This window comes from Streptomyces ziwulingensis (assembly GCF_039542605.1).
GTDB lineage: Bacteria > Actinomycetota > Actinomycetes > Streptomycetales > Streptomycetaceae > Streptomyces > Streptomyces ziwulingensis.
In genome coordinates this window covers 147299-162921 of record NZ_BAABIG010000033.1, presented here as the reverse complement: position 1 = coordinate 162921, position 15623 = coordinate 147299, and the positions used below count along the sequence as shown (strand labels likewise).

Genomic DNA, 15623 nt, shown 5'->3' with positions numbered 1-15623 from the left:
GAGCGAGCGCGGGCGGGCCGTCGGCGGTCCGTGACCGCCGCCTCGTTCAGCCCCCCGCCCTGCACCGCCCCGCCCCGCCGGGTGTCATTCCCCTGCCGCGGCACCGCCGAGGATCACAACGTGCGCTCCAGGCGGTCGGCGACCACCTTCACGAAGCGCGCGGGGTCGGCCGGGCGGCCGCCCTCGGCCAGGACGGCGAGGGAGTAGAGAAGTTCCGCGGTGTCGGCGAGGCCGGCCGCGTCCTTGTCCGCCCGGTGGGCCTGGTTCAGGCTCTTCACCAACTGGTGCCCCGGGTTGAGTTCGAGGATGCGCTTGGTGCGCGGCACCTCCTGTCCCATGGCCCGGTACATGTTCTCCAGGGCCGGCGTCAGATCCTGGGAGTCCGCGACGACACAGGCCGGCGACACCGTCAGCCGCGACGACAGCCGGACCTCCTTGACGTCCTCGTCCAGCCGCTCCCGCATCCACTCCAGCAGGCCGGCGTACTCCTCGGCCTCCTTCTCCCGCTCCTCGGCGGGCTTCTCGTCGCCCTGGACGCCGAGGTCGATCTCCCCCTTGGCGATCGACTGCAGCCGCTTGCCGTCGAACTCGCCCACCGCGTCGACCCAGACCTCGTCGACCGGGTCCGTGAGCAGCAGCACCTCGATGCCGCGCTCCCGGAACGCCTCCATGTGCGGGGAGTTGTCGATGCTCTGCCTCGACTCACCGGTGAGGAAGTAGATGCTCTCCTGCCCCTCGGCCATCCGGTCCACGTACTGCCGCAGCGTGACCGTCTCCTCCTCACCGTGCGTGGACGCGAACGAGGACACCGCGAGCACCGCGTCACGGTTGTCGGAGTCGGTGACCAGCCCCTCCTTCACCACCGGCCCGAACTCCCGCCAGAACGTGGCGTACCGCTCGGCGTCCTTGGTCATCATGGTCTTGACCGACGACAGCACCTTCTTCGTCAGCCGGCGCTGCATCATCCGGATGTGCCGGTCCTGCTGGAGGATCTCGCGGGACACGTTCAGCGAGAGGTCGGCCGCGTCCACGACACCCTTGACGAAGCGCAGGTACGGCGGCAGCAGCTCCTCGCAGTCGTCCATGATGAAGACGCGCTTGACGTAGAGCTGCACCCCGCGCTTGTAGTTCTGCGTGAACAGGTCCTGCGGGGCGTGGGAGGGTACGAAGAGCAGGGCCTGGTACTCGAAAGTCCCCTCGGCCTGCATCTGGATGGTCTCCAGCGGCTCCCGCCAGTCGTGGCTGATGTGCTTGTACAGCTCGTGGTACTCGTCCTCGGAGACCTCGTCGCGGGACCGCGCCCACAGCGCCTTCATCGAGTTGAGCGTCTCGGGCTCGGCGGGCCCGTCGCCCTCGCCCTCGGCCGTGCCCTCGCCGGCGCCCTCGGCCGCCGGGGCGCCGACCAGCTTGACCGGCCAGGTGATGAAGTCCGAGTAGCGCTTGACGATCTCCTTGATCTTCCACACCGAGGTGTAGTCGTGCAACTGGTTGTCGGGGTCGGCGGGCTTGAGGTGCAGGACGACGGAGGTGCCCTGAGGCGCGTCGGCGGCCTCCTCCAGGGTGTAGGTGCCCTCGCCGCGGGACGTCCAGCGGGTGCCCTTCTCCTCGCCCGCGCGCCGCGTCAGCAGGGTGACCTCGTCCGCCACCATGAAGCCGGAGTAGAAGCCGACGCCGAACTGGCCGATCAGCCCCTCCTCGCCGGCCGCGTCCTTCGACTCCCGCAGCTCCTTGAGGAATTCGGCCGTGCCCGAGTTGGCGATCGTGCCGATGAGCTGTCCGACCTCGTCGTACGACATCCCGATGCCGTTGTCCCGCACGGTGAGGGTACGGGCGTCGCTGTCGATCTCCAGCTCGATGTGCAGGTCGGAGACGTCCGCGTCGAGGGAGTCGTCCCGCAGCGCGGCCAGGCGCAGCTTGTCCAGCGCGTCGGACGCGTTGGAGACGAGTTCCCGGAGGAAGACGTCTTTGTTCGAGTAGACCGAGTGGATCATCAGCCGGAGAAGCTGACGGGCCTCTACCTGGAACTCAAACGTTTCGGTCGGCATGGTTCGCGCTTACCTCACTTGGTCCATGAATCGCCGGTGCCTTGCGAAGCAATCGTAATAAGAGCCGGCGTCCGGTAGGTGCCGGACGGGGGAGTAACCGGACACTGCTCGTCGCCCTCGTCCTCGGCTCCGCCTTCCACGCGCCCGGCCTGTCCGCATCTGCGACGGCTCGCCGGCCCGGCGCCGGACCGCCGGTTCCTACGGCGGCGGGGCCGGCCGGCAGCGGGCGCGCGACACCCGGCGCCCCCGCGGTGCCTACGCCGAAGGGGCCCGGATCGCGGAGATGTCGAACTGCAGCCGGACCTTCTCGCTCACCATCGTGCCGCCCGCCGTGAGGCGCTGGTTGTAGACCAGGCCCCATTCGGTGCGGTCGATGGTGGTGGTGCCGTCGAAACCGGCCCGTTCGAAGCCGAACGGGTCGAGGACCGAGCCGAGGTAGTCGAGTTGCAGCTCCACGGGCCGGGTGAGGTCGCGGATGGTCAGCTCGCCCGCCATCCGGAAGGTCTCGCCGCCCTCGTGGACGGTCGAGGTCGAGCGGAACACCATCTCCGGGTAGCGGCGCGCGTCGAAGAAGTCACGGCCGACGAGATGCGCGTCGCGCTGCTCCACCCCCGTGTCGACGCTGGCGACCCGGATGGCGAGATGGGCCTCGGACCGGGCGGGCCGGGCCCCGTCGAAGTACAGCGTGCTGTCGTAGTCGGCGAACGCCCCCCGGACCGTGGTCACCATCGCGTGCCGCACGGAGAACCCGATCCGGCTGTGCGGGCGGTCGATCGTCCACCGGCCGGTCAGCGCGCGGAGCGTGGGGTCGAGCGCGACACCGGCGGCCGCGTCCTCCACGACCGGTGCGGGGACGTCGGCGACGGGCGCCGCATCGAGGGTGGCGGTCTGGCGACGGCTGAAGATACCCATGAGGTCTCAGTCCCTTTCGGCTCCGTGATCATTACGTGCTATCACGGAGCCGGCAGCCGCTGGTCAGCGAGATGGGTGGCCTCGTCCGGCTTCCATGCCGCCGACCGCAAAGATGCACAGGTTCACCATGTCCGCACCCCCTCGATCACCTCGTATGTCCTGTACATGCCCTTCGTCGGCGTACGTGCGCTCCTGTCGCCTTGGTGCCGTCAGGGACTCGCCGGGTCCCCCGCCTCCCCCGCCTCCCCGGCTTCCTCCGTGTCTCCCGGTGTGCCGTCGTCCGGGGCGAGCGGTCCGCGGGGGTCGGGGGGCCGGCCGGAACCCGCGTACCAGTGGGCGAAGGCGGTCGCCTGCGGGCCGGTTCCGGTGAGGAGGGCCAGCCGGTCGTGCCGCAGCCGGAGCTGGAAGGGCCGCTCCGTCTCGTGGCAGTCGGGCAGGTGCAGGAGGTTAAGGAGCTGGTCGGAGAAGCCCTGCACCTGCCACGCCTCGGTGACGCGGCGCCGCGAGTAACCGCGCAGCAGGGTGTCGTCGCGGTCGCGGCACCCGGCGAGCAGACTGCGCGCCGCGTCCGCGGCGTCCGCCACGGCGAGGTTGAGCCCCTTGGCCCCGCTGGGCGTGAGCACATGGGCCGCGTCACCGGCCACCAGCACCCGGCCCCGGCGCATCCGCCGCCGCACCATGCCACGCATCCGCAGCACCCCCGTCTCCAGCACCTCCCCGCGGGCCGGGAGTCCGCTCGCCGCCGCAGCCGTGCGCCGGGCGAACCGCTCACGGATCGCGCCGGCCTCCCCGCGCCCGGTGTCCTCGCCGGGCGGCACCTGCAGGTACAGGCGCGCGACGTGCGCGGTACGGGGCATGAGGCCGGCGAAGCCGTCGCCGTGGACGCCGTACACCACCGCCTCCACCGCGCGGTCGACCCTCACGAGCGCGGTCAGCCAGTCGTAGGGGTAGCGGAAGGCGTCCGCGAGGTGGGCGGGCAGGACGGTGTCGGCCAGGGTCTGCGGCCCGTCGCAGCACAGGACGTAGTCGCACACCACCTCCAGGCCGTCGCAGAGGACGCGCGGCCGGGTGCCGACCTCGGCGAGAGCCCGCGCCGCAACTGCGAAGAGCACGGGGCAGCCGCGGTCCACCAGACGGCCGATCAGGTCCCGGACCAGCGACTGCTGCGGGTAGACCCGGTGGGCGAAGCCGCCCGAACCCCGGGCGTAGTCCACACGCAACCGCTGCCCGAGGCTCACCACCTCGCACCAGCCGTGCCGTACACCGCCGGCGCTCAGCCCCCCGTCCAGCCCCTGCCGGCGCAGGTAGTCGGCGACCCGGTGCTCCACGAGCCCGGCCCGCGCCCGGGCCTCCACCCGCTCCCGCGTGTCCCGCTCCACCACACACACCGCCACCCCGGCGTCGTGCAGCACGGACGCGGCCACCAGCCCCGCCGGCCCGGCACCGACGATCCCCACCTGTACCCGTATCCGCCGGGTCACGCCGCGCGGAGGGTCCCGGTCCGGCGGGGGTGTGCGAGTGGGCCGCGTCATGGCCGTACCAACGACAGCGCCCCCGCGCGGGTCACCCGTTCGGCCGTACCGCGCCACCCGCGCACCGCTTTGCATGTTCATACGCCGTCGTGCATACTTGTGCGCATGTCCAAAGTGCTCACCTCCCTGCCCGTCGGCGCTCGCGTCGGGATCGCCTTCTCCGGCGGCCTCGACACCTCCGTAGCGGTCGCGTGGATGCGGGACAAGGGTGCCGTCCCGTGCACCTACACCGCTGACATCGGCCAGTACGACGAGCCCGACATCGCGTCGGTGCCCGGCCGTGCCCAGGCCTACGGCGCCGAGATCGCGCGCCTGGTCGACTGCCGCGCCGCACTGGTCGAGGAGGGTCTGGCCGCGCTCACCTGCGGGGCGTTCCACATCCGCTCGGGCGGGCGGGCCTACTTCAACACCACCCCGCTCGGCCGCGCGGTCACCGGCACCATGCTGGTGCGGGCCATGCTTGAGGACGACGTCCAGATCTGGGGCGACGGCTCGACCTACAAGGGCAACGACATCGAGCGGTTCTACCGCTACGGTCTCCTCGCCAACCCGCACCTGCGGATCTACAAGCCCTGGCTGGACGCGGACTTCGTGACCGAACTGGGCGGCCGCAAGGAGATGTCGGAGTGGCTCGTCGCCCACGACCTCCCCTACCGCGACAGCACGGAGAAGGCGTACTCCACCGACGCCAACATCTGGGGCGCCACCCACGAGGCCAAGACCCTGGAGCACCTGGACACCGGCCTGGAGACGGTCGAGCCGATCATGGGCGTCCGGTTCTGGGACGCCGCGGTCGAGATCGCCGCCGAGGACGTGACGATCGGCTTCGAGCAGGGCCGGCCCGTGACGGTCAACGGCAAGGAGTTCGCCTCCGCCGTCGATCTCGTCATGGAGGCCAACGCCATCGGCGGCCGGCACGGCCTCGGCATGTCCGACCAGATCGAGAACCGCATCATCGAGGCGAAGAGCCGCGGCATCTACGAGGCCCCCGGCATGGCCCTGCTGCACGCGGCCTACGAGCGTCTGGTCAACGCCATCCACAACGAGGACACCCTCGCCCAGTACCACAACGAGGGACGGCGTCTGGGCCGGCTGATGTACGAGGGCCGCTGGCTGGACCCGCAGGCGCTGATGATCCGCGAGGCGCTGCAGCGCTGGGTCGGCACCGCCGTCACCGGCGAGGTGACACTGCGGCTGCGGCGCGGCGAGGACTACTCGGTCCTCGACACCTCCGGCCCGGCGTTCAGCTACCACCCGGACAAGCTCTCCATGGAGCGCACCGAGGACTCCGCGTTCGGACCGGTGGACCGGATCGGCCAGCTCACCATGCGCAACCTGGACATCGCCGACTCCCGCACCAAGCTGGAGCTGTACGCGGGTCTCGGCATGGTCGGCGCCCCGCAGGCGGCGGCGCTGGACACCTCCCGGACGACCAGCCTGATCGGCGTGCTCACCGAGGGCGGCGCCGAGGCCATCGCCTCCGCGGGCAAGAGCACCGACAGCGACGCGCTGCTCGACAGCGCCGCGATGGAGTCGGGCACCGACTGACGGCGGCCACTCCCGGCCCGCCCGGGGGCCTGCTCCGCGTACATGCGCGCAGCAGGCCCCCGGGGCGTTCAGGACGGGTGCGGGAAGCGGTGGCCGAGAGCCGCGCCGCGGCTTGCCGCGAGGTGGTCCAGCACGAGTCGCTGCACGTGTTCGACGTCGCGCGCCGCGATGGCCCGGTAGAGGGCCTCGTGCTGCTCGGCCACGGCCGGCAGGTCGTCGTGCTGGCCCAGGAGCCACCGCAGCCGGCTGCGCAGGACGCGTTCCAGCTCGTTCAGCAACTCGTTCGCGGCCAGCGAGATGACCGTCTCGTGGAAGTCGGCCGCCGCGCGCCGCGCGCGTACGGCGTCACCGGCGCGGGCCGCCTCGAACTCGGCGTCCACGACCGCCCGCAGCCGCGCGAGTCCCGCACGGGTGTGCCGCTGGGCGGCGAGCCGGAAGGACAGCGTCTCCAGTCCCGAACGGACCTCGTCCAGATCGGCGATGTCGCTGGCGGTGAACTCGCGCACCACCGCCCAGGTGCGCGGCCTCGGCGTCACCAGTCCCTCGGCGACCAGGACCCGCAGCGCCTCGCGGACGGGGAGCCGGCTCACCCCGAGCGCCTCGGCCAGTTCCCGTTCGACCAGCCGGCTGCCCGGTTGCCGTACGCCGTCGATGATCTCGTCGCGCAGCCGCCGGGTCACCCGCTCGGACTCGGGGGTGAAGTCCCCTGACGCAGTCATCGCCGTCCTTCGCCTCTCTTTCGTCCCCGGCGCACACCGGCCGCGGCGTGCGGGGCGGCAGTCGGGCGGCCCGTCAGCTTACCCCGCGGCGGATCGCCGGCCCCGGGCCGGCCACCGGCCGCGTCCTTCCGGGACGAGGGACGACGCGCCCGGTCAGGCGGCCGGCGGCGGCCAGTTGACGATCCGCTTCGGGCGCGGCCGGGCGTACGTGCGCACCTTCGACGTGGACAGTCCCAGCCGCACCAGGGACTCGGCGATCGTCACCGCGGCGGACACCCCGTCGACCACGGGGACACCGGTACGCTCCACCACCTGCTCGGCGAGACCGGCCATGCCGCCGCAGCCCAGGCAGATCACCTCGGCCCGGTCGTCCTCGACCGCGCGGGCCGCCTGTTCGACGATGGCGTCCACCGCGGCCCCCTCGTCCCGCTCCAGCTCCAGTACGGCGAGTCCGCTGGCGCGCACCGAGGCGCACCGGGCGCTCAGCCCGGCCACCTCCAGCCGCTCCTCGATGAGCGGGACCGTGCGGTCCAGGGTGGTGACGACGGAGTAGCGGCGGCCCAGGAACTGCGCGGTGCTCGCCGCCGCCTCGGTGATGTCCACGACGGGCACGTCGAGCAGTTCCTGCAGCCCTTCCCGGCCGTGTTCGCCGTACCCGGCCTGGATCACCGCGTCGAAGGGCTCCGGATAGGCCCGGACCCGCTCCATGACGGCGATCGCGGCGAGATGGCTCTCGTAGTTCCCTTCGACGGACTCCGCGCCGAAGAACGGGGTGAGGGGCACGATCTCGGTGCCCGGGGACGCCGCCGACGCGGCCTGCGCGCCGATGGCGTCGGTGATGGACTGCGTGGTGTTGACGTTGACCACGAGGATGCGCATGGGGAAGGGGCCTTCCACTGGGGCGGGGGGAGCTATTCCGCGGCTACGGCGATGGCCTCGCCGTCGACGTCGCGGATCGGCGTGGTGCGGTCGGCGAGGACCGCGTAGAGGACGGAGGCGAGGGCGGCGCCGACGAACCAGGAGAATCCGGCCGCGGCGTGGAAGGCGGGCACCAGGGCGACGACGACGGCGATCGCGGCGCTGGGCAGGAAGGCGGCGACGGCGCGCGGGTTGTAGCCGCGCCGGTAGTGGTACTCGGCGCCCGCGTCCTCGGTGTAGAGGGCGGGCACGTTGACCCGGGACTTCCGCAGCAGCCAGTAGTCCGCCATGATCACGCCGAACAGGGGGCCGAGCAGCGCGCCGAGCCCGCCGAGGAAGTAGTTCACGACGACCGGGCTGTCGTACAGGTTCCACGGGGTGATCACGAGGCCCAGCACGGCGCTGACCAGGCCGGCCCGGCGGAAGTCGAGCCGCCGGGGGAACAGGTTGACCAGGGCGTAGATCGGCGCCACGAAGTTGGCCAGCAGGTTCACCGCGACGGTGAGGGCGATCAGCGCGAGCGAGGCCACCGCCAGCAGGAACATGTTCGGGATGGTCCGGACGATGTCCGTCGGGCTGGTGATGACCTGTCCGTCGAGCGTGAACTGCGCCCCGCTGAGCACCGCCACGATGCAGGCGAAGAAGAGCATGTTGACCGGGATGCCGATGACGTTCCCCCGGACGATGGAGCCGCGGCTCTTCGCGGACCGGGTGAAGTCGCAGAAGTTCAGCACGAACGTCCCGTAGATCACCACCCACAGCGCGGCGGCCTGGAGGACCTGGAGCCACATCGCGCCGCCGGTGAGCGGGGCGCCGTCGGAGAGCGAGACCGACCCGTCGGCGCGCACGAACATCCAGACCGCGAGGGCGCACATGGTGAGCAGCGTCGTCGGCGCGGCGAAGGCCATGTACCGGCGGATCATCCGCATGCCGTAACTGACGATGAGCACCTGGAGGGCCCACAGGACCAGGAAGGTGATCCAGCCCAGCGTGGACTGCCCCAGCAGCGAGTTCGTGTCCAGCCGGCCCAGCTCCGGCCACATGGCGACCAGGAGGGTGCCGAGCACCGTCGAGGCGAGATAGGTCTGGATACCGAACCACGCGACAGCGACGGCTCCGCGGACCGCCGCCGGGATCTGAGCCCCTTTCACGCCGAACGCGATACGGCTCATGACGGGGAACGGAACGCCCGTCTTGTGGCCCATGAAGCCGGAGAGCGTGAGCAGGAGGAAGAGCAGGACGGACGCCAGCGCGAAGGCGGCCAGGATGCCCCACACATTGAGCCCCAGCGCGAACAGGCCCAGCGCGAAGGCGTAGTTGCCGAGGCTGTGGACGTCGTTGGCCCACAACGTGAAGACGTTGTAGGCACCCCAGCGGCGGCCTTCCCTCTTCGTCGGCGCCAAGTCGTAGGTGTAGAGGCCGGAACTGGTGCCGGTGTCGCCGCCCGGTGCGGACGAGCGGCGGTCTTCCAGGGCGGTCATGCGGACTCCTGGCTCGTTCGAGATCCACGAAGCGGAAGCTGTTTTCCGCCCGCCAGAACGTAGTTTTCGCCTCGGAGCAGCGTCAAGAGGTCGACCGAAAAATGGAATACCATTTTGCCTGTCGAGTGGCGCGGTCGGCACCACGAGCGACGCGGGGGGCGACCGGGCGGGAAACGCGACGCCGGGTGCGGCTTCTGCTGGTCAGCCGGTGGAATTCTGCGCCTGGGGATCCGTGGGCGTGTGGGCTTCCAATGTCGCCAGGTACTCGGCGGCGGCGGACGCCTCGGCGGCGCCGAGACGCTGGTAGTCGGCCACCGCCCGGCGCAGGGTGGCAAGGGCGGTGCTGTGGCTGCCGATGCGCGCGTAGCAGCGGGCGGTGCCTTCGAGGGCGCGTGCCTCGTCCAGAGCACTGTGCACCTGTCGTGCCAGACGGAGGGCTTGCCGATACACGGCAAGGGCCTCGTCGGGCGTGGCGGATGCGGCCAGGAGAGCGCCTGTGCTGTTCAGCACCTCGGCTTCACCCTGGACGTCGCCCAGTTCCCGGAACAGAGTCAGGGACCGCCGCAGCCGGTCCGCTGCCGCCGGATAGTCCCCGGTCGCGGTCTGCAGCCGGCCGAGATCCTGCAGAGCGTTGGCTTCGCAGTGGCGGTCACCGAGCGTGCGGGAGAGTTCGAGCGCCTGCTGAAGCAGGTCGGCCGCCGCCGGGTGGTCCCCGGTCAGGTACCGCACCCGGCCCAGCGTCCACAGGGCACCCGCTTCGCCGAGGCGGTTGCCGAGACTCCGGTAGAGGTCCAGCGCCCGTTGCGCCAGTGAGGCTGCCGGATAGTCCCCGGTCGCGTACTGCACTTGGCCCAGCTCCCAGAGGGCGTTGGCTTCGCCGTGGCGGTCGCCGAGGATGCGGTAAAGGTCCAGCGCCCGCTTGAGCAGGTCGGCCGCCGCGGGGTAGTCCCCGGTCGCGTACCGGACGTGGCCGAGCCCTCGCAGGGCGCCTGCTTCGCCGAGCCGGTCGCCGAGGGCGCGATAAAGGTCCAGCGCCTGCTGAAGAAGGGCGGTCGCCGCCGGATAATCACCGGTCAGGTACCGCACGCGCCCGAGTGTCCAGCGGGCGCCTGCTTCGCCGAGCCGGTCACCGAGGGCGCGGGAGAGGCCCAGTGCCTGATTGAGCAGGTCGGCCGTCACGGGAAGGTTCCCGGTCATATACCGCACCTCGCCCAACTCTCGCAGGGCCGCCGCCTGGGCGAGGCGGTCGCCGGTGAGCCGAGCGCTGGTGGCGGCGCTCTGATGAAGGGCGATGGCTTCATCCCACGGCCCCTGAAGGCGCAGGAAGGCGGCCAAGGCGGCGGTGAGGCGAATGGCCCGAGAGTGCTGGGCGATGGCGGTGGCGTGGTGGATGCAGGCGGTGAGGTTGCCTCGTTCGACGCGCATCCAGGTCAGAGCCTGCTGATGAGAGGTCAGGCTGGGGACGGCGGCGGGAGAGGTGCCGACGGGCCGGGGCGCGGGGCGGGGAGTGTCGGTGAGGTGCGGGTCGGCCGTCTCGGCGGTGTGCTGGTAATAGTCCATCAGCCGCTGGGTGGCCTGCTCGCGCTCGTCGGCCGGGTCGTGTGTGTCGGTGAGGGTGCGGGCGTAGGTACGGATCAGGTCGTGGAGTCGATAACGGCCGGTTGCGGGAGAGTCTATGAGGTGGTCGAGGTAGAGCGCTTCGAGTTCGCGGCGGGCACTGGTGAGGGGAATGTCGCCGAGGGCGGCGGTGGCGTAGGCATCGGTGTCGGGGCCGAAGTGCAGGCCCAGGCAGCGGAAGAGGCGCTGTCGGTCGTGCGGGAGGGCACGGTAGGACATGTCGAAAGCGGCTTCCACCGCGCGGTCACCGGCGGCAAGTTCGCCGAGCCGGTCCTGGGCAGCGGCAAGTTCCTCGGCGTAGTCGGTCAGGTTCCAGTGAGAGTGGTGAGCGAAGCGGCCTGCGAGCAGGGCGATGGCCAGGGGGAGGAAGCCGCAGAGTTCTACGATCCGGCGGAGGGCCTCGCTCTCGGAGACGGTGGTGGGCTTGCGGTGGGCGAGGCGGGTGAACAGCAGGGATGCGTCCTGGGCGGGAAGGATGCCCAGGGGCAGTGGGGCGGCCCCGTCCAGGGCGGTGAGGCGGTGGCGGCTGGTGACCAGGACGAGGCAGCCTTCCGAGCCCGGTAGGAGTGGCTCGACCTGGGCGTGGTCAACGGCGTCGTCCAGCACCAGAAGTACCCGCCGGCCGGTGAGCCGGTCGCGCCACAGGCCGGCACGCGCTTCGAGGCCGTCGGGGATGCTGCGGGGGTCGATGCCGAGGCTGAGCAGAAGGGCGGCGAGGGCGTCGGCCGGATCGACGGGGCGGTGACCGGGAGTGTGGGCGTTCAGCCGCACGAACAACTGCCCGTCCGGGTACTGATCGGTGAGCTGACGGGCGGCGTGCACAGCCAGGGCGGTTTTGCCGGCCCCGGGCATACCGTCGATGGTGTGGATGGCCACCACCCGGGAAGGCCGGGCGCCAGTCAGTATCTGGTCCACCTCCACCTGCCGACCGGTGAACGAGGCCACGTCCCGTGGCAGGGTCCGCAATGCGGTCACCGGCGCGGGCGCGGGCGCCTCCTGGGTGATGCTGATGTACTGGTTCTCCCCGGCCACGTACACCTGCGCGTCGCCGTGGGCGTTCACATCGGCCCGCAACCGTGCCGTCGCGTCCTCGCCCCTCCCGGCCGGGGTGGTCATGCGTCGGTGAGACGCCGGTCGTGACCGGCCGGGTACGCCCGCGGGTGAACTTGGGCCCCGGCTTTCATGACAATGGACCGGATGCCGTGTTGCCCGTCCGGGGGCAGCGCCGCAGCGAGGTGCTCTTCCATCGCACTGACCAGCGCTGTCCCGGCCGTTGACACGATCGGGTCCATACTGCCCCTCTTCTGTGCCATCTCCTGTACCGGGGCCACAACTGTACGAGGTCGGACAGCCGTAAGGAATCGTTCCCTCCGGCCATATCGAGCCTTTTTGGGGCCACTCACAATGATCTTGGCAGCCTGGATGGCTGTGCCGGTCACCTGTGCCGCCGGTGTACCGGCCCTGGCCTGCGGGCCGGCGACCGAGTACGGGCTTGCCGGTCGGCTCAAGCGGGGTCGGGCGTGGACGCCGGGGCCGGGGCGTGGTCGAGGAAGCCGAGGAGGTGGCCGACGAAGTCCGGGTCGCGCAGCGCCCCGAAATGGTCGCCCGCGACCGTGCGCAGGGTCGCGCCGGGGACGGCCGCGGCGAGCACCTCCGGGCGGGCGGCGAGCGGGTCGTCGCGTCCGGCGAGGACGAGGGTGGGGGCCTCGATCCGGTCCAGCGGGATCGGTTCGGCGTGCGCCGACGCGGCCTGGGCGGCGAGCGCCGCGCGGTCACCGCCGACGGCGTCGACGAAGGCCCGGAAACCGGCCGCGGTCGGGTCGGTGATCGACCCGGGGTCGTCGGTGCGCAGGGCGTGCTGGAGCGCCGGGCCCCCGATCACCCTGGAGTCCACGCCCCCGCATTCCGGCACCCCGGCGCCGACCCCGCCGACGACGAGGCGGCGTACCCGCCGGTCCCGGACCGCGGTGAGCAGGGCGACGATCGCCCCCATCGAGTAGCCGACCAGGTCGACCTGTTCCTCGCCCAGCAGATCGAGCAGCGCCGACACGTCCCGCGCCATCCGGGCCTCACCGTAGGCGGCGGGGTCGTGGGGCTTGCCCGACGCGCCGTGCCCGCGGGCGTCGAGGGTGGCGACGCGCCGCCCGGCACCGGTCAGCGCCGCGACGATGCCCGGCGCCTCCCAGTTCGACTGCCCCGAGGCGATGAAACCGTGGTGCAGCAGCACCAGCGGCAGCTCCGAGTCCCGTTCCCAGACCTCGTACGCGATCTCCGTGCCGTCACTCGCGAGGAACACCGCCATGTGCCCTGCCCCTTCCCGCCCCGAAGCCCCCGGCCCGCGGGGACCGTACCACCGTCGGTCCCCGTGCGGACGGGGCCGCCCGCACGAGCCTCTCCCTGCCCGGTGTCGGCGAACCGGACCGCGAGCGGTGCCCGTCGGCCACCCGGGACCGGCCGGGCCGGTGGGGGAACGAACGTGCGGGAGGGCAGCGGTGGTGGTCCGGACGGGCACGTCGAAGGGCAGCGTCGGGCGGCCGCGGACCGGACGGCGCCGCCGGCCCGCCGGGAGGCCGTAGGCTGCCCGGCGGCTCCCGGTCGTCCGGAGCCTCGGAGCAGTGGGGAGCGCGTGGGTGAGCAAGGCCGAACCGTCGGACCGGGAGCGGACGTCGGCGCGCTGCGCGCTGCTCGCGGCCGTGCTGGCGATGCTCGTCTCCCTGCTGTCGCTCGACGGCAGTTCCCTGATCCTCCTGCTCGGAGCGGGCCTCGCGGTGTGCGCGGTGGGCGCCTGGTGGTTCCTGGCCCACCGCGGGGTGCTGCGGGTGCTCGGCGCGGTGCTCGCCGTGGCGGCTCCGGTGACCGTCTTCGTGCTGTTCCTGAACGGCGGCATGTGGTTCACGGCGCTGGCCGCGATCCTGCTCTGGGCCGTGGCCCTGGCCTGCGCCCGCAGCGCCCTGCGGGTGGGGCACCGCCCGGACGGCGCGACACGGCAGGCCGTCCGGCCGGCCGGTCCGCACCGGCAGGCGGTCCTCATCATGAACCCGGCGTCGGGCGGCGGGAAGGTGGGGCGGTTCGGGCTCGTCGAGCGGGCCGAGGCCCTCGGCGCCCGGGTGCTCCTCCTCGAACCGGGCACCCACACCGACGTCGCCCGACTGGCCCGCGATGCCGTCGCCCAGGGCGCCGACCTGCTCGGCGTCGCGGGCGGGGACGGCACCCAGGCGCTGGTCGCCGCGGTCGCCGCCGAACACGACCTGCCGTTCCTGGTGATCTCCGCCGGGACCCGCAACCACCTCGCCATGGACCTCGGCCTGGACCGCGCCGATCCGACCCGGTGCCTGGACGCCCTCACCGACGGGGTGGAGTTCAGGGTGGACCTGGGCGAGGTGGCGGGCCGGGCGTTCGTCAACACGGTCTCCTTCGGGGTGTACGCGGAGATCGTGCGGCGCCCCGAGTACCGCGACGCCAAGACCGGTACGGCGCTCGACGCGCTGCCCGATCTGCTGGCGGGCGGCGCCGGTGAGCGCCTCGACGCCCGCGCCGACGACCGGCCGCTCGACGGGCAGCAGGCCCTGCTCGTCAGCAACAACCCCTACACCTCGACCGATCCGCGCGAGGTGGGGCGCAGGCCCCGGCTGGACGGAGGCGTGCTCGGCGTGCTCGGCGTCCGGGTGGACGGTGCCGTGCAGGCGGCCGACCTCGCCGTACGCGGCTCGCTCTCGTCGGCCCTGACCCTCCTGACGTCCCGGCGGGTCGAGGTCACCGCCGGCGCCGCGAGCATCCCGGTGGCCGTCGACGGCGAGGCGCTGCTGCTGCCCACCCCCGTGGTCTGCACCGTCCGGCCGGGTGCCCTGCGCGTCCTGGTGCCCCGGGACCGGCCGGGTGCCGTACCGCCGAAGCCGCCGCTGGACTGGCGCCGGCTCGTCACCCTGGCCCTCGGCCGTCCCGGACGCCGCGAGGAGTGACCACGGCCGCCAGTGCGGTCGACCCGCCTGCGACGGACGCCGGAATCACCCCTGAGGCAACCGGACGCGCCTGGCCGGGCGCGTCGCGGCCAGCGCCGTGAGGAGCCCCTCGGCAAGGCGCGGGGACGGGTCCCCGGCCGCTGCGCGCGGCCCGGCCCGCGCACAGGCACGGACCACCGCCCGCACGTACGAGCCGGGGAACGTGTCCACGTAGGCCCCGCACCCGTCGCCGGCGTAGGCGTGCGCCAGCGCGTCGCTCAGCGCCAGTGCGTGGGCCTCGGCGAAGGCGCGCGCGTTGGCGGTACAGCTCAGTTCGGCGTACTCGTGGCCGTAGGCGTCGGCCTCGGCCGGGGACCGGCCGAGGGACAGGGCGTAGTCACGGGCTCCCGCGTGGCCCTCGGCGTAGGCGGTCCTCCGGTCGTAGGCGGCGGCGTGCACATGGAGCAGGACCGGGTGCAGCGCGGCCCGCCAGGCGTCCGGGCCGGCCGGCCGTCCCGCGGCCGCCTCGGTGTGCAGGCGGACGAGGGGGGCGAACGGCACCCGCTGCGCGGCGGGCGCCGTCCCGGCGAGGAGCGGCAGGACCGTACGGCGGTGCCAGTCGTGGACCACGGACAGACCGGCGACCCCGTGCTCCCGGCCTTCGCGGCACCCCTCCTGGCACCCCTCCCGGCTCTCCGCGCACTTCTCCTGGGCCTCCCCGCACCCCTCCAGGAGCAGCGCGTGCAGCCGGAGAGCCCAGTCGTCGCGGTCACCGGGCGGCAACTCGTCGTGCAGGGCGGCCGCGAGGGGCCACACCCACGCGGGGAAGGCCGCACCGGACCGGGGCCCGGCGTCCGGGGACCTCAGCGCGGCGAGGAACCCCACCGCCCCGTCGGCCGTGGATGTCATACGC

11 protein-coding genes are annotated in these 15623 nt (G+C 72.5%); 2 read left to right on the top strand and 9 right to left on the bottom strand.

Features of this window, described 5'->3' with window-relative positions:
* Positions 1–113: 113 nt before the first annotated feature.
* From htpG to ABEB00_RS18090, 3 genes are all read right to left on the bottom strand, one after another.
* On the bottom strand, positions 114–2045 hold the full coding sequence (gene htpG / locus ABEB00_RS18100; RefSeq protein WP_345620806.1) for a molecular chaperone HtpG: 1932 nt from the start codon (positions 2043–2045) through the stop codon (positions 114–116).
* Between the two features lie 255 nt (positions 2046–2300).
* The gene (locus ABEB00_RS18095; protein ID WP_345620805.1) at positions 2301–2957 is read right to left on the bottom strand and encodes a YceI family protein; all 657 of its coding nucleotides are present in this window, start codon (positions 2955–2957) and stop codon (positions 2301–2303) included.
* A 209-nt stretch (positions 2958–3166) separates the two neighbouring features.
* Positions 3167–4438 (bottom strand): FAD-dependent monooxygenase, encoded by a 1272-nt coding sequence (locus ABEB00_RS18090; protein WP_345620804.1) that lies wholly within the window; start codon positions 4436–4438, stop codon positions 3167–3169.
* A gap of 156 nt (positions 4439–4594) precedes the next feature.
* On the opposite strand from ABEB00_RS18090, the gene argG reads away from it, so the two are divergent.
* Positions 4595–6037, top strand: coding sequence for an argininosuccinate synthase (gene argG, locus ABEB00_RS18085; protein ID WP_345620803.1), 1443 nt, complete (start codon positions 4595–4597; stop codon positions 6035–6037).
* Positions 6038–6105: 68 nt separating this feature from the next.
* Here the strand turns inward: argG and ABEB00_RS18080 are convergent, their stop codons facing one another.
* From ABEB00_RS18080 to ABEB00_RS18060, 5 genes are all read right to left on the bottom strand, one after another.
* Positions 6106–6756 carry a GntR family transcriptional regulator gene (locus ABEB00_RS18080; RefSeq protein ID WP_345620802.1) on the bottom strand — a complete coding sequence of 217 codons (651 nt, stop codon included), beginning with the start codon at positions 6754–6756 and terminating at the stop codon, positions 6106–6108.
* 153 nt (positions 6757–6909) lie between these two features.
* Positions 6910–7635, bottom strand: a complete 726-nt coding sequence (locus ABEB00_RS18075) for an aspartate/glutamate racemase family protein (RefSeq protein WP_345620801.1) — start codon at positions 7633–7635, stop codon at positions 6910–6912.
* 32 nt (positions 7636–7667) lie between these two features.
* Positions 7668–9155 carry an NCS1 family nucleobase:cation symporter-1 gene (locus ABEB00_RS18070; RefSeq protein WP_345620799.1) on the bottom strand — a complete coding sequence of 496 codons (1488 nt, stop codon included), beginning with the start codon at positions 9153–9155 and terminating at the stop codon, positions 7668–7670.
* Between the two features lie 201 nt (positions 9156–9356).
* Positions 9357–11888, bottom strand: coding sequence for an ATP-binding protein (locus ABEB00_RS18065; protein WP_345620798.1), 2532 nt, complete (start codon positions 11886–11888; stop codon positions 9357–9359).
* A gap of 388 nt (positions 11889–12276) precedes the next feature.
* On the bottom strand, positions 12277–13074 hold the full coding sequence (locus ABEB00_RS18060) for an alpha/beta fold hydrolase (protein ID WP_345620797.1): 798 nt from the start codon (positions 13072–13074) through the stop codon (positions 12277–12279).
* 328 nt (positions 13075–13402) lie between these two features.
* Here ABEB00_RS18060 and ABEB00_RS18055 point away from each other — a divergent pair, with 328 nt between their 5' ends.
* Positions 13403–14731, top strand: a complete 1329-nt coding sequence (locus ABEB00_RS18055) for a diacylglycerol/lipid kinase family protein (RefSeq protein ID WP_425586517.1) — start codon at positions 13403–13405, stop codon at positions 14729–14731.
* Between the two features lie 45 nt (positions 14732–14776).
* Here the strand turns inward: ABEB00_RS18055 and ABEB00_RS18050 are convergent, their stop codons facing one another.
* The gene (locus ABEB00_RS18050; protein WP_345620796.1) at positions 14777–15619 is read right to left on the bottom strand and encodes a hypothetical protein; all 843 of its coding nucleotides are present in this window, start codon (positions 15617–15619) and stop codon (positions 14777–14779) included.
* Positions 15620–15623 lie beyond the last annotated feature (4 nt).

What these genes read in the sequence shown, in the direction of transcription:
- ABEB00_RS18070 (WP_345620799.1), bottom strand. Translation starts at nt 9,155, where the DNA reads ATGACCGCCCTGGAAGACCGCCGCTCGTCCGCACCGGGCGGCGACACC.
- ABEB00_RS18075 (WP_345620801.1), bottom strand. Translation starts at nt 7,635, where the DNA reads ATGCGCATCCTCGTGGTCAACGTCAACACCACGCAGTCCATCACCGAC.
- ABEB00_RS18080 (WP_345620802.1), bottom strand. Translation starts at nt 6,756, where the DNA reads ATGACTGCGTCAGGGGACTTCACCCCCGAGTCCGAGCGGGTGACCCGG.
- ABEB00_RS18050 (WP_345620796.1), bottom strand. Translation starts at nt 15,619, where the DNA reads ATGACATCCACGGCCGACGGGGCGGTGGGGTTCCTCGCCGCGCTGAGG.
- ABEB00_RS18060 (WP_345620797.1), bottom strand. Translation starts at nt 13,074, where the DNA reads ATGGCGGTGTTCCTCGCGAGTGACGGCACGGAGATCGCGTACGAGGTC.
- ABEB00_RS18095 (WP_345620805.1), bottom strand. Translation starts at nt 2,957, where the DNA reads ATGGGTATCTTCAGCCGTCGCCAGACCGCCACCCTCGATGCGGCGCCC.
- htpG (WP_345620806.1), bottom strand. Translation starts at nt 2,045, where the DNA reads ATGCCGACCGAAACGTTTGAGTTCCAGGTAGAGGCCCGTCAGCTTCTC.
- argG (WP_345620803.1), top strand. Translation starts at nt 4,595, where the DNA reads ATGTCCAAAGTGCTCACCTCCCTGCCCGTCGGCGCTCGCGTCGGGATC.
- ABEB00_RS18065 (WP_345620798.1), bottom strand. Translation starts at nt 11,888, where the DNA reads ATGACCACCCCGGCCGGGAGGGGCGAGGACGCGACGGCACGGTTGCGG.